Genomic DNA, 15,702 nt, shown 5'->3' with positions numbered 1-15,702 from the left:
CGGCCGTGTGAACCGGGCGCCCTGGCCACCGCGCGGGCACGAGTCTAAAGCAATCCGTCCGGCGGCGCCCATGCTGTTCAACTCGCTCGTGTTCCTCCTGCTGTTCCTGCCGGCGGCATGGGCGGGATATGCGGCCGTCGTGCGGACCTTGCCGCGCGGCCGCACCGCCTATCTCGTCCTCGTCTCCTTCGTCTTCTACGCCTCCTTCGATCTCCGCTTCGTCCCGGTCCTCGCGGCCTCCATTCTCCTGAACTGGCTCCTCGCCGCCGTCTTCGTCCGCTCCGGCCGGGGGCCGTTGATCACCATCGGGATCGCCGCGAACCTGCTCCTGCTCGGCATCTTCAAGTATCTCGACTTCTTCGGCGGCCTCCTCGCGCTGATCCCCGGCGTGACGCCGCCGCGCTACGACCTCGCGCTCCCGCTCGGCATCTCCTTCTTCACCTTCCAGCACGTGATGTATCTGAGCGACCTCCGCTCCGGTCGCACGCGCCATGCCGGGCTTCTCGACTACGCCCTCTATGTCGCGTTCTTCCCGCGCGTGATCGCCGGCCCGCTGGTCCGCCCGGCCGATCTCCTGCCCCAGCTCGCGGAGCGGGCCGCCCTCCCGGCCGCCGAGACGGTCGCGCGCGGGCTCGCGCTCCTCGTCCTCGGCCTCGCCAAGAAGGTCTTCGTCGGCGATCCGCTCGGGGCCTTCGTCGACCCGATCTACGCACGGGTCGCAACCGGCGCGATCCCGACCATCGCCGAGGCCTGGCAGGCGACGCTCGGCTACACGTTCCAGCTCTATTTCGACTTCTCGGGCTATACCGACATGGCGCTCGGGCTCGCGCTCCTGTTCGGGATCGTGCTGCCGCAGAACTTCGACGCACCCTACCGGGCCGTCTCCATCCAGGATTTCTGGCGGCGCTGGCACATCACGCTGTCGCTGTTCCTCCGCGACTACCTCTACATCCCGTTCGGCGGGAACCGGCACGGGGTGCCGCGCCAGGTCCTGGCGCTGTTCGCCACCATGGCGCTCGGCGGGCTGTGGCACGGGGCGGGCTGGACCTTCGTGGCCTGGGGGGCCCTGCACGGGATCGCGCTCGGGACCCATCTCATCTGGCGGAAGGCGGGACGCGCCATGCCGGACGCGCTCGGCTGGGCCTGCACTTTCGCCTTTGTGTCGCTCGCCTGGGTGCTGTTCCGCGCCCCGGACTTCGCGGCCGCGACCGCGATCTATGCCGGGCTCGCGGGGCTGAGCGCCGGCGGCCTCGGCCAGCCGTCCTCCGACTTCTGGCAGCTCGCGGCGATCGCCGCTGCGCTCGCCACGCTCGGGCCGACCGCCTGGAGCCTGAGCCGGAAGCTGCCGCCGCTCCGCTGGGCGGCCGCCGCCCTGGGGCTCGTCCTGGTCGCGGTGCTGCTCAAGGTCGGCGACGACGCCAATGCCGACTTCATCTATGCCCAGTTCTGACGCCGCGGCCGGCAGGCGGTGGCGCCGCGCCCTGGCGGCGGCAGCCGGCGCGCTCCTCCTCGCCCTCGCGGCGATCGTCGGCCGGGTCGTCTGGTTCGACGCCTACTGGCTCTTCCGCGAGAGCCCGCCCTGGCTCGCCCAGACCGGCGGCGGGAACCGCCTGCTCGACCGCCAGACGCGGCGCGCCAAGGTCCTCCAGGCAATGACGCGCGACTACGAGGTCGCCCTCGTCGGCAGCTCCACGGTCTACCACGGGCTCGATCCGCGCGACGTCGCGCCGGACCTGAAGGGCCGCGTGTTCAATGCCGGCATCTCGGCCCTGGTCGCCGACGAACTGCCCGTCGTGGCGAGCGTGGTCCGCTCGCGACGCGGAGTCGAGCGCGTGGTGCTCGGGCTCGACTACTTCATGTTCTCACGGCGGGAGCTGCCGGCGGTGCGGCTCAGCCGCTCGCTCCTCACGGCGAGCGGGCGCTGGAACGCGCTCCTCGGGAGCCTGGTCAGCGAATACGCCATCCGGGACAGCTTCCTCCATCGGGTTGCCGGCGCGGAGGATCCGGGCGCCTGGACCCGGGACGGGTTCCGCATCACGCCTCCGCTCCCGCCCGAGCTGACGCTCAGGAACGACGAGACGCGCCGGCGCACCACCGCGCCGTACCGGCCGGAGACGCTCGCGCGCCTGGACGAGGCGCTTGCCGCTCTTCGCGGACGGAGCCTCACGGTCTATCTCGCGCCGGTCAGCCCGGCGCAGCGCCGGCTGATGGCGGAGCTCGATCTGCTCGACGACTTCGCCCGCTGGCGCACCGACACGGCGCAAGCCGCGGGCGCGCATGGCGCCCGCTTCCTCGATCTCGCCGATCTCGGCGCCGACCATCCGTTCGATCCGCGCGAGGGCTCGAACGAGGTCTGGCTCGACAACCTGCACTACACGCCGGTCCTCGGACGGCAGATCCTGGAGCGGGTCGGTCTGCGCGGCCCGGGACAGCCGGAATGACCGCGTCTCCCGATGCCGTCGCTCGCGTGCTGACGCCCGTGCCGCCAGCGAAACCCTCCTCCGCCAGGCGCCTGGCGGAACTCGGCGCGCGCATTCCGGACTACGTCGACCTCATCCTGCTGGGCGATTCGCTTGCGGCCGCCTGGCCGTCCCACCTCCAGGGGGAGGCCTTTCCCGGGCGGCGCGTTCTAAACCTCGGGCTCCCGGGTGACCGGATCCAGAACACCCTGTGGCGGCTGCGCGGCGGGGAGACCGCCCATCTCCGGCCGCGCGAGCTGGTCCTGCTCCTCGGCACCAACAATCTGGGCGACGGCGATCCGCCCGACGCGATCGCGGCCGGGCTCGCCGCGGTGCTGCGCCGGGCGCTCTCGCTATGGACAGGAGCAAGACCGCTGGTCGTGACGGTGCCCCGAAGGGGCGAGCCGCCGGGCTTCCGCGAGGCGGATCGGCTCGCGCTGAACGCCGCCCTCGCGGCCGGGCTGGCCGGGCTTGCGGAGGCTGCCATCGTCGACGCCGACGCGGCTCTCGCGGCCACCCGGGACGAGGAGCCGAGCCTCATGCCCGACCGCCTCCACATCAGCCGGGAGGGTTATGTCCGGCTGAGCCGGGCGATGCGGGTCGCGCTCGGCTGAGCCCGAGCCGGCAGCGCGGCTATTTGCAGCCGCTCATCATGATGTCGTAGGCGCGCGTGAACCCCTCCAGCGAGTAGGTGTCCTCGGTGACGTTCTGGCGCCGGGAGGTCGTCTGCACCTTGGCCGTGGCGCCCCGCTTCATGGCCGCGACCGCGCGGCGCTGCTCCTCGGCGTTGAGAAGCCAAGCCTGCTCGTTCTGCTCCCCAAGCTCGAATTCCTGCGACCCGATCGTCAGCGTCGAGCGCGCGTCGGAATCGAGCGGGAAGCCGAGCTCGAGCGCGATCTCGTCCCGCGGCCGCCGCGACACGAACATGTAGGCGGGCCCGCGCTTCAGGCCGGCAGGCAGGCGCTCGGTCGGCGAGGACAGGATATAGCAGGAGCCGGGTCCTCCGGACGGGGACTTGTAGGCCTGCCAGGCGCCGCTCTCCGCGAGAAGCTGCGGCTGGCCCGTGGCCGCCGAGGCCGCGGCGCTCGCGAAGATCGCCAGGCTCGCGAAGGCAAAAGGACGGAGTCGGTTCATGGCATGTCTCCCATGGTGAGGTGCGCCTCGGGAACGCGCGGATGCCCGCTCGCGGGAGCGGACGGCTCTCAGGTCGGTCTGGTGGTGCGGGAGGCGACCGAAGGCCGGCCGCCGATCGGCCCCTCCACGCCGCGGGACGTCTCCCAGACCGGCTGAAGGACCACTGCCCAGAGAAGGATGAACGCAGCAGCCAGCAAGGCCAGCGGCTTCACCATGTCGATTTCAATTCGATGCGGCTGCCGCAGCCATCGTCCCGGCATCGGATCTCCCATGTTTCGCGATACGGCCAAGCTTACCCGGCTTGGTTAACGGAGCATGAAAGGGACGGCGAGCGCGGCGACGCTCTCCGATCGCGCAGCCGCTGGGCACGCAGCGGATTCGCTCCGAGAAGACGGTCGGAGCGGTCGAAGATGGCACGGACCCGGCTTTCCGGAAGCCCGACCTCCTGTGCGATCCGGCCGTAGCCGAGCCCCTGGTTCCGCAGCCCGATCATGCGGCGGAGGACCTCATGCTCGTCCGGCTTCGGCACGAGACCTCCCTTCACGACATCGAAGCCGAAGGGGACGGGGCCGCCACGATGCGGTCCCTGGGAGGCGAGATGGCGCTTCAGCGCCCGGTTCTCCTCGGCTTCAAGGCTCCGCTCCGCCCGCGCGAGCGCCGTAAGAAGCCCGAGCACGAGCCGGGAATTCGGCTCCCGGCAGACGTCGCAGCCGAGCTCGATCATGTGGAGGCCGACGCTGTCGGCCTTCAGCGCGGCGACGGTCGCCAGCGCGTCCCGGGCGGACGGGAACATGCTGTCCAGCCCCGGAGTGATGACAGCGTCCCCCGGAGACAGAGATCGAAGAAGCCGCCGGCCCTGATCGCGGCTGGCCAGGGGCAGGGTTCCGCGGCGCGGCGCCTCGACCAGCACCTCCGCGAGCCGCAGCCCGCTCCGGTCGGCGTAGCGGAAGACCTCGCCGCGCTGGCGCTCGACCAGGTCGCTGCCCCGCCCATCTGCCGGAAAATATGCCAGTAAGTACCCGTAAACTCTCATCCATCCGTCTTCGGCGTGGCGCCGGACGGGGAGCCCGGCCCTGCGTCGCAGATGAACGGAAGCTAAACGGCGCGTTCAGCAAGCGTCAACCTTGACCGATCGAGGCGGGCCGGAGACACGCCGTCAGCCCGGGACGGCGCTGAAGCCGGCCCGCCTGAGCCTGACGATAGAGAGATCGAGCGCCTGGAGAAAGGCGGAGCGATCGCTCTTCGAGAAGGGGCGCGGCCCGCCGGTGACGGCACCCGCCTCGCGCAGCTCGGCCATCAGGTTGCGCGTCGCGAGCGCCGCCCCGATGGTCGATTCGGTATAGGCGCGGCCATTCGGGGCGATCACGTCGGCTCCCGCTTTCACGGCCCGGTGCGCGAGCGGGATGTCGGCCGTGATCACGATCACGCCCCGCCGCGCCCGTTCCGCGATCCAGTCGTCGGCAACGTCGAGCCCCGATCCGACGACCACCCGCTCGATCATCGGGTCCTTCGGGAGCATCATGAAGGAGTTCGACACGACATAGGTCTTCACGCCGTGCCGGGCGGCGACGCGGAATACCTCGTCCTTCACCGGGCAGGCATCGGCATCGACCAGGATCTCGATCGGCTCTGGCACGATCACTCCGCCGTCTCGGGGGCCGGCATGCCCGCCGGTCGCCCTCCCGGCGCGCGCCGGCCGGCGGCGGCGCGCAGGAATTCCGCCGCCTCGGCGACTGACTGCGCCGCCTCCGGCACAATGCGCTGCAGGAGCTGCCAGCCATGCGGCACGACCGGCCAGCGCTTGAGCGTGACCTCGACGCCGGCATCGCGCGCCCGCTCGGCGAGGCGTAGCGCGTCGTCGAGCAGGATCTCGCGCTCCCCGACATGGATGAGGAGCGGCGGCAGCCCGGCCAAATCCGCGTAGAGCGGCGAGGCGAGCGGCGTCCGCGGTTCCGCGCCGCCGAGATAGAGCCGGGCGATCCCGGGCAGGTTGTCCTTGAAGAAGAGGGCTTCCGCCTCGTCGTTGGCCTGGATCGACCGGCCGCTCAGCGCCAGGTCGGTCCAGGGCGAGAAGAGCGCGGCGGAGGGCGGCAGGGGACCGCCCGCCTCGCGCAGGCGCAGTAGGAGCGAGAGCGCGAGCCCGCCGCCGGCCGACTCGCCGGCGATTGCGGGTGCGCGCGGATCCAGCCCGGCTCCGAGGAGGCCCCGATAGGCGGATTCGGCATCCTCGAGCGCGGCCGGGAAGGGATGTTCGGGCGCGCGCCGGTAATGGGGCACGAAGACGCGGAAGCCGTGGCTGCAGAACGCGCCGGCGAGCATCCGGTGGGTCGCGGGCGAGCCGACCACATAGGCGCCGCCATGAAGGTAGAGCAGATCCGCCCGCGCGTCCCGGGGCTCCAGCCATTCGCCCTCGACACCGCCGACATGCGCTGCGCGGACCCGCACGCCCGCGGGCGGCGCCGTCTCGAGCCACGCCTCGCGCGACCGCATGCGCGATATGTCGAGGGGGCGCCGCGTGCGTGGCTTGACGAAGCGGCGCAGGAGCCAGGCCGCGAGGTGAGCCCTGAAACTGGCGATAGGTCCGCTCCATCCGGTTGCGCCGCCGCTTGCCGGCCGACGGCGATTGCACCACAAGCCCCCAAATGCACGACACAGTCCGGATGATCCTGACCGCGCGGGTCTACGATGTCGCGGTCGAGAGCCCGCTCGACCCGATGCCCCGCCTCTCCGCCCGGGTCGGCGCGCCCGTGCTGTTGAAGCGCGAGGACCTGCAGCCGGTATTCTCCTTCAAGATCCGCGGCGCCTACAACAAGATCGCCGGCATGTCGGCGGAGGCGCTGTCCGGCGGCGTGATCTGCGCCTCGGCCGGCAATCACGCCCAAGGCGTGGCGCTCGCCGCCGCGCGCCGGGGCGTGAAGGCCACGATCGTGATGCCGACCACGACGCCCGACATCAAGGTGGAGGCCGTGCGGGCGCGCGGCGGCCATGCCGTCCTGCACGGAGAGGGGTTCGACGAGGCCTATGCGCATGCCCGGCGTCTCGAGACGGAGACCGGGGCGGTGTTCATCCACCCCTTCGACGATCCGGCCATCATCGCCGGCCAGGGCACGGTCGGGCTCGAGATCCTGCGCCAGCACGCGGACCCGATCGAGGCCGTGTTCGTGCCGATCGGTGGCGGCGGGCTCGCGGCGGGCGTCGCGGCCATCGTGCGGTTCCTCAGGCCCGAGACCCGGATCGTCGGCGTGGAACCGGAGGACGCCGCCTCCATGAAGGCGGCCATCGAGGCCGGCGACCGCGTCATCCTCAACCGCGTCGGCCTCTTCGCGGACGGGGTCGCGGTCCGGCAGGTGGGCGAGGAGACGTTCCGGCTCTGCCGCGATCTCCTGGACGAGGTGATCACGGTCGATACCGACGCGATCTGCGCGGCCATGAAGGACATCTTCGACGACACGCGCGCCATCGCGGAGCCCGCGGGCGCGCTCGCGCTCGCCGGGCTCAAGGCCTATGCGGAGCGCGGACTCGAAGGCCGGGGCGCTCTCGTCGCCATCAACTCGGGCGCCAACCTCAATTTCGACCGGCTCCGGCACGTGGCCGAGCGCGCCGAGATCGGCGAGGGCCGCGAGGCGCTGATCGCGGTCACCATCCCCGAGCGGCCCGGCAGCTACCGCCGGTTCATCCAGCTTCTCGGCAACCGTTCCGTCACGGAGTTCAACTACCGCTACGCCGACCGCGAGGCCGCGCACATCTTCGTCGGCGTGGAGCTCAGGGACGGCGGGCGCGAGAAGCGCCAGATCATCGAGCGCCTGCAGGCCGAAGGCTTCCCCGTCGTCGACATGTCCGACAACGAGATGGCGAAGCTCCATGTGCGCTACATGGTCGGCGGTCGGGTGGAGGGCCTGCCCGACGAGGTGCTGTACCGCTTCCAGTTCCCCGAGCGCCCCGGCGCGCTGCTGCGCTTCCTGGAAAGCCTGCGCCCGGACTGGAACATCACCCTGTTCCACTACCGCAATCACGGTGCCGATTTCGGCCGCGTGCTCGCCGGCATCCAGATTCCCCACACCCAGAGGCCGGACTTCGCCAAGGCGCTCGACGAGCTCGGCTATCCCTATACCGACGAGACGGACAACCCCGCCTACCGGCTCTTCCTCGCCGGCGGCAACGGCGCCGCCGCTTCGTGAGCCGGCGCAACATCGCGCTCGTCCTGGCCTGGATGGCCGGGGCGGTCTTCTGCTTCTCGGCGACGGCGATCGCGGTGCGGCTCCTCGCTCCGCGTCTGAGCGGCTTCGAGATCCTGACGATCCGGAACGGCGGCGGGCTTCTGATCCTGCTCGCGCTGCTCGCCGCGAGGCGCGATCTCAGGAGCCGGCTCCATCCAGGTCCTCTCCCCCTCCAGCTCCTGCGCAACGCCTCGCACTATGCCGGGCAGTTCGGCTGGAACTACGCCGTCGCGATCCTGCCGCTCGCGACCGTGTTCGCGCTCGAGTTCACGGCGCCCGTCTGGCTTGCGGCGCTCGCCGTCCCGATCCTGGGCGAACGCATGACCTGGAGCCGGGCCGGCGCGATCGTGCTCGGGCTTGTCGGCGTTCTCGTGATCCTGCGGCCCGGCCAGGAGGCGCTGCAGCCGGCAGCGCTCGTGCTGCTCGCCTCGGCCTTCTTCTTCGCGCTCACGGGGGTGACCACGAAGGCGTTGACCCGCAGGGTCTCGACCTTCACGATCCTGTTCTGGATGAACCTGCTGCAGCTCCCGCTCAGTTTTGCAGCATCCGATCCCGGCTTCCCGGCCCGCATGGAGACACCGCAGATCGTTGGCGCCCTGATGCTGTCGGTCACCGGCCTCGCCTCGCATCTCTGCCTGACGCAGGCATACCGGCACGGCGACGCGCTCGTGGTGATGCCGCTCGATTTCCTGCGCATCCCAATGATCGCGGTGGTCGGCTGGTACTTCTACGGCGAGGGGCTCGACCCGCTGGTGTTCCTGGGCGCGGCACTCATCATCGGCGGCATCCTGTGGAACCTCTCCGCCGAGGCGAAGAAGCGCGAGCCCGCCGGCGCGGCAGCGGCAATCGCCTCCCCGTCGCCTACTGCCAGCCGAAGACCTGGATGAGGGCCGGCGTCATGATGACGACGAAGAGCACCGGGAGGAAGAACAGGATCATCGGTACGGTGAGCTTCGGCGGCAGTGCCGCAGCCTTCTTCTCGGCATCGGCCATGCGCATGTCGCGGCTTTCCTGCGCGAGGACGCGCAGCGCTGTGCCGAGCGGGGTGCCGTAGCGCTCCGCCTGGATGAGCGCCGTGGTCACGGCCTTCACGCTGTCGAGCCCGGTGCGGTTGGCGAGGTTCTCGTAGGCGGCGCGCCGCTCCTGTAGATAGGAGAGCTCGGCCGTAGTCAGCGTCAGCTCTTCGGCAAGCGCGACCGATTGCGTCCCGACCTCCTGGCTGACCCGCCGGAAGGCCTGCTCGATCGACATGCCCGCCTCGACGCAGATCAGCAGGAGGTCGAGCGCGTCGGGCCAGGCGCGCCGGATCGATTGCTGGCGCTTGGTCGTGGCGTTGGAGAGGAAGATTTCCGGGCTTTTGATGCCGATGAATGTGGCGCCTATCGCGATCCCGAGCCGGATCAACACCGGCAGTCCGAAATCGTTCACGACGAACAAGTAGAAGAGCGATACGATCAGAAAGCCGATCGGCGCAACAAGCCTGAAGAACAGGAAGGTGATCTCAGCCTGCTGGCCGCGGAAACCCGCCTTGACGAGTTTTTCCTTGGCAGTTTCGGTTCCGAGCCAGTCGCCGAGCTTGAAGCGGTCAACGATCTGTTTCATGTAGGCCTTCGGCTCCTGGCGGAGCGAGACCTTCTGCTGGCCTTTCAGCATCCGCTCGCGCTCGCGCGCCCGGATGCGCTCGCGCTCATAGGCGACGGCCTTCATGCGCCTGTTGAGCGTGTTGCCCTCCACGAGCGGCAGGGCGAGCGTGATGACGGTGGCGCCGGCCGCGAAGGCCGCAAGCAGGGCCGCGATCGCCTGCGGCTCGGCAAGCTTGGCGAGGAGGAAGGAGAACATGGCTGCTCCTCCTCAGAAGTCGAAGTTGATCATCTTCCGCATCACCAGGATGCCGAAGGTCATCCAGATCGCCGACACGGCAAGCATGATCTTGCCCATGAAGGTGATCCAGAGGAGCTCGATATAGGTCGGGCTCGTGATGTAGGTGAGGAGGGCGACCACGAAGGGCAGTGCCGCGATGATGCCGGCCGAGGCCTTGGCCTCCATGCTCATCGCGATGATCTTCTGCTTCATCTTGCGGCGCTCGCGCAGGACCCGGGACAGGTTGCCGAGCGTCTCGGCGAGATTGCCGCCGGATTTCTGCTGGATGCCGATCACGATGGCGAAGAAGTTCGATTCCGCCACCGGGACGCGCTCGTAGAGCTTGGCTACGGCCTCGCCGACGGACAGCCCGAGCGTCTGCTGCTCGACGAGATAGCGGAACTCGGACCTCACCGGCTCCTGCGCCTCGCTCGCGATGATGCGCAGGCAGTCGCCGAGCGGCAGGCCGGACCGGATGCCGCGGACGATCACGTCGATCGCGTTCGGCAGCTCTTCCAGGTAGCGGTTGAGCCGCCGCTTCTTCATGAAGCCGAGGAACCAGCGCGGCGCTCCCAGCCCGCCTGCGAAGGCGCCGACGGCCGCCAGGACGAGATTGCCGGTCATCGAGAAAAGCACCAGCGCGACCGTAAACCCGACCCCGGCGCTGATGAGGTAGAAGCGGCTGCGCGTCCAGTTCAGGCCCGCATGGGCGATGCGCTGCTCGAGGCTGATCTTGTGCCGGTTCTTCTCGCGTTCCTCGAGCTCCTTCAGACTCTGGGCGATCTGCTCCCGCCGGTCCGCCCCGCGGCCGGCCCGCTCGGGGCGCCGCTCGCCCTCGCCGACGAGCGCGCGCTGGCGCTTCTCGGCCCGTGCCTCGCCCGACAGCAGCGGGTAGACGAAGACATAGGCGAGCCCGCCCGCGGCCGCGGCCGCAAGCACGATCGCCGCGACGATGCTCATATCCATGCCGAAGCCTCCGCTCGGGGCGCCAGCGAGGCGGTCGTCACGCTGCCTCTTCCCGGGCTTCCATGGCGTCGAGCGCCGCGGCGAGGTTCCCCTCCTCCCCGAAGTAGCGCGCGCGCTCCCAGAATTTGGGCCGCCCGATCCCGGTCGAGCGGTGGCGGCCCGAGAGTCGGCCCGTCGCGTCCTCGCCGAGGATGTCGTAAACGACGATGTCCTGGGTGGTGATGACGTCGCCCTCCATCCCCACCACCTCGGTGATGTGGGTGATGCGGCGCGAGCCGTCGCGCAGGCGGGCGGCCTGGATGATGACGTCGATCGAGGTCGCGATCATCTCCTTGATCGTCCGCGAGGGCAGCGAGAAGCCGCCCATGGTGATGAGCGATTCGACGCGCGACAGGCATTCGCGCGGCGAGTTCGCGTGGATCGTGCCCATCGAGCCGTCGTGGCCCGTATTCATGGCCTGGAGCAGGTCGAAGGCTTCCGGTCCGCGCACCTCGCCCACGATGATGCGCTCGGGCCGCATGCGCAGGCAGTTGCGGACGAGGTCGCGCATCGTGACCTGCCCCTGCCCTTCCAGGTTCGGGGGCCGCGTCTCGAGCCGCACCACATGCGGCTGCTGGAGCTGCAGCTCCGCCGCGTCCTCGCAGGTGATGACCCGCTCATCGGCGTCGATGTAGCGCGTCAGGCAGTTGAGCAGCGTCGTCTTGCCGGAACCCGTGCCGCCGGAGATCACGACGTTGCAGCGCACCCGGCCGATGATCTCCAGGATGCGCGCGCCTTCCGGCGAGATCGCCCCGAAGCGCACGAGCTGGTCGAGCGTCAGCTTGTCCTTCTTGAACTTGCGGATGGTGAGCGACGGCCCGTCGATCGCGAGCGGCGGCCCGATGACGTTGACGCGCGAGCCGTCCGGCAGGCGCGCGTCGCAGATCGGCGAGCTCTCGTCGACCCGGCGGCCGACCTGGCTCACGATCCGCTGGCAGATGTTCATCAGCTGCTGGTTGTCGCGGAAGCGGACATTCGTCAGCTGGATCTTGCCGCCGACCTCTATGTAGCACTTGTCGGCGCCGTTCACCATGATGTCGGCGATGTCGTCGCGCGCGAGAAGCGGCTCGAGCGGGCCGTAGCCGAGCACGTCGTTGCAGATGTCGTCGAGCAGCTCCTCCTGCTCGGCGATGGACATCACGACGTTCTTGAGCGCGATGATCTCGTTGACGATGTCGCGGATCTCGTCCCGCGCGGAATCCTGATCGAGACGGGAGAGCTGAGCGAGATCGATGGCCTCGATCAGCGCCCCGAAGATCATGCTCTTCGTCTGGTAGTACTCGTCCGACTTCCGCGTCTCCGAGATCGTCGGGACGTGGATCTCCACAGGGCGCTGCGGGATTTCGGGCTCCGCCAGGACCGGCGGAATGGACGGTGACGGCGCAAGGTCGCGCGAACCCGGCCGGGCGGCCGGAACCGCGACGGGGCTGGTTGGCGCGGATCGCTTGCCGAACATACGCTACTCCTACTTCCGCACGGGCCTCAGGAGACCTTGCGGCGCGCAAGCTTCGAGATGAACGGGTCGAGGAGGCCACCCCGCGGCCGCCTCGGCTCCATGCGGCCGGTGACCGCGGCCGCAAGGCTCGTGAAGATTTCGGCGGTCTTGCTGGAGGGCTGCACCTCCGCGATCATCTGCCCGTTATTCGACGCCGTGCCGAACAGCGCGGCGTCGAAGGGCAGGATGGCCGCGAGGTCCGCCCCGATCGCCTTGGCGAAATCGGCCGCGCCGATCTCCGGCCGTTTGGGCAGCCCGACCTGGTTCAGGATCACGCGCGGCTTCTGGTCGTTCGGCCGTGCGGACTTGAGCAGGTCGTAGAGGTTCTTGACGTTGCGGAGCGAGGCGAGGTCCGGCGTCGCCACCAGCACGATCTCGTCGGACGAGACGAGCAGCCGCCGCGCCCAGGCGTTCCAGGTGTGGGGTATGTCGAGCACGATCGTCGGGATCGAGTTGCGCAGGATGTCGACGAGTCCGTCGACCGCCGTCTCGCTGAGATCGGTCGTGCGGTCGAGCATGGCGGGGGCGGCGAGCAGGCTCAGGTTGTCGCTGCAGCGCGACAGGAGCCGGTCGACGAGGTTCGCGTCCAGCCGGTCGGGGGCGAAGACCGCCTCGGACACGCCCTGCGGCGGGTCCTGGTTGAAGTCGAGACCCGCCGTCCCGAAGGCGATGTCGAGATCGACGACCACCGTCTGTGTCGAGAGGGACTTCGCGACGGCCCAGGCGAGGTTGTGCGCGATCGTCGAGGAGCCGACGCCGCCCTTCGCTCCCGCGACCGCGATCGTGCGGCCGAGCGGCTCGGCGCCGGGCATTGCGAAGAGCTCGGAGGCCGCCTGGATGAAGTCCAGCACCTGGATGGGAGCGATCAGGTACTCGCTGACGCCGCGCCGCATCAGCTCGCGGTAGAGCACGACGTCGTTGACGTGGCCGATCACGAGTACCTTCGTGCCGGCGTCGCAGACGGTCGAGAGCTGATCGAGCGAGGACAGGATCCCGGTGCGATCGCCCTGGAACTCGAGCACGATCACGTTCGGGGTGGGGTTGTGCCGATAGGCCTCGACGGCCGCGGGGGCGCCGCCCATCTGCACCTTGAGATGCGCCTTCTGCATGCGACGGTCGGAGGCGGCGGCGGAGATCGCCTCCACGACGCCCGGGGTCTCGCAGAAAGCCTGGATCGTGATCCGCGGCAGCGGGGCAATGATGCGCTCGCCCTGCGGCTCGACGACGTCCGGGAGGTTGCGGGGCTCGACGGGCGCGCTCACTCCGACACTCCCTGGCGGACCGTCCGCTCGTCCGTCCTGTAATTCGTCGAGGGATCCTGGCCCTGGCGAAGCTTCTCGATGTTGTACATCCGGCGCCCGGTATCGGGTGCCGTCGGCTGGCGTCCGCGGACGAGATCGACCGGGTCGGCAACCTGCGCGGCGAAATTCGACTGGGTGGCGCAGCCGAGATTCCAGTAGGGCTGGTTCGCCATCGAGAACTCGGGATCGGCCACGCCGAGATCCTGCGGCCAGAGCCCGCAGGTCGAGCCGACTTTCGCCTGGAGCCTCGTGAAGCTCAGGCGGATCGGCGACGCCAGTGCCGGATCGGCGGGCTCGTAGGTCGACAGCGCGATGCGGACCCCCGCCGTAGCTCTGATGCGCTCGACGGCGGCACGGGTGGCGGCTGCGTTCCGCACGCCCTTGGGCACCTGCGCGAGAAGCGGGCCCTGGCCGTAGCGGCGGTACTCCGCCAGGAAGGCGGCAAGGTCGGCACGCTCGCGCTCGCTGACGCCGCGCGGGGCGTCCACGAAGACGTCGAGCACGCGCGGCCCGTTCGCCAGCACGATCGGATGCCGATCGCGCAGGTCGACCGGATAGGTCGAGCCCGTGACCTCGCCGGCGGTGTGGCATCCCGCGAGCGCGGCCGAAATCGCCCCGAAGGCGGCAAGCGCGCCGATCCGCCTGCCGAACTTGCCTGTCTGAGCCATGTGCTTGCGTCTCGCGTTCCGTGCGGCTGTCGGGGAGCGGTGGTGCGGATCAGTCGGTGATGAAGCCGAAGCGCCCGGCGCGCGGCGGTACGGGAGCGCCCGGGCCGGCGGCGCCGTAGAGCTTGTTCAGGCGGCCCATCAGCACCGATTGCGGATCGCTGGCATCCACGAAGCCGTCGTCCGGCCGCTTCACCTGCGCGGCTTCCATCGGCTTGGCGATAAAGGGCGTCACCATGATCATGAGCTCGCTTTCGCGGCGCTGGAAGTCGCGGGAGCGGAACAGCGTACCCAGGATGGGCAGGTTGATCAGGCCCGGCACGCCCGAGATGGTCTGGTTCGACTGCACGCTGATCAGCCCGGCGGTCATGATCGTGCCTCCGGACGGCAACTCGATCGAGGTCGAGGTCTTGCGGGTGCGGAAGCCGGGCGTGCCCGTGACGGTGTCCGCATTCTCCCGGTCGATCTCCGAGACCTCCGTGAAGACCTTCAGGCTGATACGCCCCTCGGAGAGGACGATCGGCGTGAAGGCGAGCGACACGCCGTACTGCTTGTAGGTGACCGTCGGCGTGCAGACGGCGCTGCCGCAGCCGATCGTGATCGGGATCTCGCCGCCGACCAGGAAGGTCGCCGACTCGCCCGAGACGGCGACGAGGGTCGGCTCGGCGAGGACGCGCGCGACGCCGGCCCGCTCGAAGGCCGAGAGCGTGCCGCCGACGCCTGCATTGCCGTTTCCGAAGCCGGCCTGGCCCGTCACCGTGCCTCCCGAGCCGGTCAGCCCGCCGATGACGCCGGTCGTGATCTGGGAGGCTGCGCCGATCGCGGGACCGTAGGGATTCAGCGCGCCCGTCGCGGTGGACAGGAGGTTCCAGTTGCCCGTGACGTTGATGCCGAGCTGCTTGGCGACCGAGCGCGCCATCTCGACGACGCTCACCTTCAGCATAACCTGGTCCCGGCCGACGATGGTAAGCGCGTTGATCACCGCACCCGAAAAGCCCGCCGCCGCGCCGGTTCCGGCCGCGGCCCCGCCGGCGCCCTGCCCGACGAAGGCCTTGGCGATGTCGACGGCCTGCTGCGCGTCGCCCGCGGAATTGACGGTTCCGGTGAGCAGGATCGAATCGCCCGCGGGCCTCACGTCGATGCGCCCGTTCGGGATTGTGGTGCGGAGCGTCTGGCGCAGGACGTTGAGGTCGCGCCCGACATTCACCTCCAAACTCGCGATCTGACGGCCTTCGGCATCCATCACGAAGACGGAGGTCGAGCCGTTGGCGACGCCGAGCAGGAAGAGCTTGCGCGTGGAGCGCACGACCGCGTTCGCGACGGCCGGGTTGGCGACGAAGATCTCCTTGGCGTCCCGGGTCAGCTCGATGACGACCGAGCGGCCGATCGAGAGGTCGAGCCGGCGCGCTGCGCCGGAGCCCAGTTCCAGGGCTCCCGACGAAGCCGAACCCGAACCGTAGCCCGGCTCCGCGGCGAGGCCCGGCGCTGCCGAGGCCGCCAGCAGCCCCGCAGCAAGCGCGACCGCGGGCAGCGACGCAGTGATCGACCTCGTCATCGTCATCGGAT

16 protein-coding genes are annotated in these 15,702 nt (G+C 69.8%); 5 read left to right on the top strand and 11 right to left on the bottom strand.

Annotated elements, in window-relative coordinates; all coding sequences use genetic code 11:
- Positions 1 to 70 precede the first annotated feature (70 nt).
- From HJG44_RS21550 to HJG44_RS21540, 3 genes are read left to right on the top strand one after another with little or no spacing between them, the layout of a single operon-like run.
- A complete protein-coding gene (locus HJG44_RS21550; RefSeq protein ID WP_171220469.1) occupies positions 71 to 1,450 on the top strand; it encodes an MBOAT family O-acyltransferase in 1,380 nt (459 codons plus the stop codon).
- The gene (locus tag HJG44_RS21545; RefSeq protein WP_171220468.1) at positions 1,437 to 2,441 is read left to right on the top strand and encodes an SGNH/GDSL hydrolase family protein; all 1,005 of its coding nucleotides are present in this window, start codon (positions 1,437 to 1,439) and stop codon (positions 2,439 to 2,441) included. The genes HJG44_RS21550 and HJG44_RS21545 overlap by 14 nt, the downstream gene beginning before the upstream one ends.
- Positions 2,438 to 3,073, top strand: a complete 636-nt coding sequence (locus HJG44_RS21540; RefSeq protein ID WP_171220467.1) for a GDSL-type esterase/lipase family protein — start codon at positions 2,438 to 2,440, stop codon at positions 3,071 to 3,073. Before HJG44_RS21545 ends, HJG44_RS21540 begins: the two co-directional genes overlap by 4 nt.
- Positions 3,074 to 3,092: 19 nt before the next feature.
- Here HJG44_RS21540 and HJG44_RS21535 read toward each other — a convergent pair whose 3' ends face one another.
- From HJG44_RS21535 to HJG44_RS21515, 5 genes are all read right to left on the bottom strand, one after another.
- Positions 3,093 to 3,593 carry an invasion associated locus B family protein gene (locus HJG44_RS21535; RefSeq protein WP_171220466.1) on the bottom strand — a complete coding sequence of 167 codons (501 nt, stop codon included), beginning with the start codon at positions 3,591 to 3,593 and terminating at the stop codon, positions 3,093 to 3,095.
- Between the two features lie 68 nt (positions 3,594 to 3,661).
- Entirely contained in the window at positions 3,662 to 3,853 is a 192-nt protein-coding gene (locus HJG44_RS21530; RefSeq protein WP_171220465.1) for a hypothetical protein, read from the bottom strand.
- Between the two features lie 32 nt (positions 3,854 to 3,885).
- On the bottom strand, positions 3,886 to 4,626 hold the full coding sequence (locus HJG44_RS21525; RefSeq protein WP_171220464.1) for a recombinase family protein: 741 nt from the start codon (positions 4,624 to 4,626) through the stop codon (positions 3,886 to 3,888).
- Between the two features lie 123 nt (positions 4,627 to 4,749).
- Complete coding sequence (locus HJG44_RS21520) at positions 4,750 to 5,229, bottom strand: YaiI/YqxD family protein (RefSeq protein WP_430395087.1); 480 nt, start codon at positions 5,227 to 5,229, stop codon at positions 4,750 to 4,752.
- A gap of 2 nt (positions 5,230 to 5,231) precedes the next feature.
- On the bottom strand, positions 5,232 to 6,083 hold the full coding sequence (locus HJG44_RS21515; protein ID WP_210261277.1) for an alpha/beta hydrolase: 852 nt from the start codon (positions 6,081 to 6,083) through the stop codon (positions 5,232 to 5,234).
- Between the two features lie 152 nt (positions 6,084 to 6,235).
- On the opposite strand from HJG44_RS21515, the gene ilvA reads away from it, so the two are divergent.
- Positions 6,236 to 7,771, top strand: coding sequence for a threonine ammonia-lyase, biosynthetic (gene ilvA, locus HJG44_RS21510; protein WP_171220462.1), 1,536 nt, complete (start codon positions 6,236 to 6,238; stop codon positions 7,769 to 7,771).
- Positions 7,768 to 8,697, top strand: coding sequence for an EamA family transporter (locus HJG44_RS21505; protein WP_171220461.1), 930 nt, complete (start codon positions 7,768 to 7,770; stop codon positions 8,695 to 8,697). Before ilvA ends, HJG44_RS21505 begins: the two co-directional genes overlap by 4 nt.
- Here the strand turns inward: HJG44_RS21505 and HJG44_RS21500 are convergent.
- From HJG44_RS21500 to HJG44_RS21480, 6 genes are read right to left on the bottom strand one after another with little or no spacing between them, the layout of a single operon-like run.
- Positions 8,672 to 9,649 (bottom strand): type II secretion system F family protein, encoded by a 978-nt coding sequence (locus HJG44_RS21500; protein ID WP_171220460.1) that lies wholly within the window; start codon positions 9,647 to 9,649, stop codon positions 8,672 to 8,674. The two genes, HJG44_RS21505 and HJG44_RS21500, sit on opposite strands and share 26 nt — an antisense overlap.
- A gap of 12 nt (positions 9,650 to 9,661) precedes the next feature.
- The gene (locus HJG44_RS21495) at positions 9,662 to 10,636 is read right to left on the bottom strand and encodes a type II secretion system F family protein (RefSeq protein ID WP_430395086.1); all 975 of its coding nucleotides are present in this window, start codon (positions 10,634 to 10,636) and stop codon (positions 9,662 to 9,664) included.
- 37 nt (positions 10,637 to 10,673) lie between these two features.
- Complete coding sequence (locus tag HJG44_RS21490) at positions 10,674 to 12,131, bottom strand: TadA family conjugal transfer-associated ATPase (protein ID WP_171220459.1); 1,458 nt, start codon at positions 12,129 to 12,131, stop codon at positions 10,674 to 10,676.
- A 26-nt stretch (positions 12,132 to 12,157) separates the two neighbouring features.
- Entirely contained in the window at positions 12,158 to 13,432 is a 1,275-nt protein-coding gene (locus HJG44_RS23890; RefSeq protein ID WP_346767236.1) for a CpaE/TadZ family protein, read from the bottom strand.
- On the bottom strand, positions 13,429 to 14,139 hold the full coding sequence (locus tag HJG44_RS23885) for a CpaD family pilus assembly protein (protein ID WP_246736418.1): 711 nt from the start codon (positions 14,137 to 14,139) through the stop codon (positions 13,429 to 13,431). The genes HJG44_RS23890 and HJG44_RS23885 overlap by 4 nt, the downstream gene beginning before the upstream one ends.
- A gap of 49 nt (positions 14,140 to 14,188) precedes the next feature.
- Positions 14,189 to 15,697, bottom strand: coding sequence for a type II and III secretion system protein family protein (locus HJG44_RS21480; RefSeq protein ID WP_171220457.1), 1,509 nt, complete (start codon positions 15,695 to 15,697; stop codon positions 14,189 to 14,191).
- Positions 15,698 to 15,702 lie beyond the last annotated feature (5 nt).

Origin of the sequence: Enterovirga aerilata (genome assembly GCF_013044135.1) — a bacterium.
Lineage (GTDB): Bacteria > Pseudomonadota > Alphaproteobacteria > Rhizobiales > Beijerinckiaceae > Enterovirga > Enterovirga aerilata.
The sequence above is the reverse complement of the archived record's forward strand: the minus strand, read 5'-3'. Positions and strand labels throughout refer to the sequence as shown.

Coding starts and splice junctions, on each gene's coding strand:
- HJG44_RS21480 (WP_171220457.1), bottom strand. CDS start 15,697: ATGACGATGACGAGGTCGATCACTGCGTCGCTGCCCGCGGTCGCGCTT.
- HJG44_RS21530 (WP_171220465.1), bottom strand. CDS start 3,853: ATGCCGGGACGATGGCTGCGGCAGCCGCATCGAATTGAAATCGACATG.
- HJG44_RS21515 (WP_210261277.1), bottom strand. CDS start 6,083: ATGCGGTCGCGCGAGGCGTGGCTCGAGACGGCGCCGCCCGCGGGCGTG.
- HJG44_RS21490 (WP_171220459.1), bottom strand. CDS start 12,131: ATGTTCGGCAAGCGATCCGCGCCAACCAGCCCCGTCGCGGTTCCGGCC.
- HJG44_RS21495 (WP_430395086.1), bottom strand. CDS start 10,636: ATGGATATGAGCATCGTCGCGGCGATCGTGCTTGCGGCCGCGGCCGCG.
- ilvA (WP_171220462.1), top strand. CDS start 6,236: ATGCACGACACAGTCCGGATGATCCTGACCGCGCGGGTCTACGATGTC.
- HJG44_RS23885 (WP_246736418.1), bottom strand. CDS start 14,139: ATGGCTCAGACAGGCAAGTTCGGCAGGCGGATCGGCGCGCTTGCCGCC.
- HJG44_RS21545 (WP_171220468.1), top strand. CDS start 1,437: ATGCCCAGTTCTGACGCCGCGGCCGGCAGGCGGTGGCGCCGCGCCCTG.
- HJG44_RS21540 (WP_171220467.1), top strand. CDS start 2,438: ATGACCGCGTCTCCCGATGCCGTCGCTCGCGTGCTGACGCCCGTGCCG.
- HJG44_RS21525 (WP_171220464.1), bottom strand. CDS start 4,626: ATGAGAGTTTACGGGTACTTACTGGCATATTTTCCGGCAGATGGGCGG.
- HJG44_RS21535 (WP_171220466.1), bottom strand. CDS start 3,593: ATGAACCGACTCCGTCCTTTTGCCTTCGCGAGCCTGGCGATCTTCGCG.
- HJG44_RS21550 (WP_171220469.1), top strand. CDS start 71: ATGCTGTTCAACTCGCTCGTGTTCCTCCTGCTGTTCCTGCCGGCGGCA.
- HJG44_RS21500 (WP_171220460.1), bottom strand. CDS start 9,649: ATGTTCTCCTTCCTCCTCGCCAAGCTTGCCGAGCCGCAGGCGATCGCG.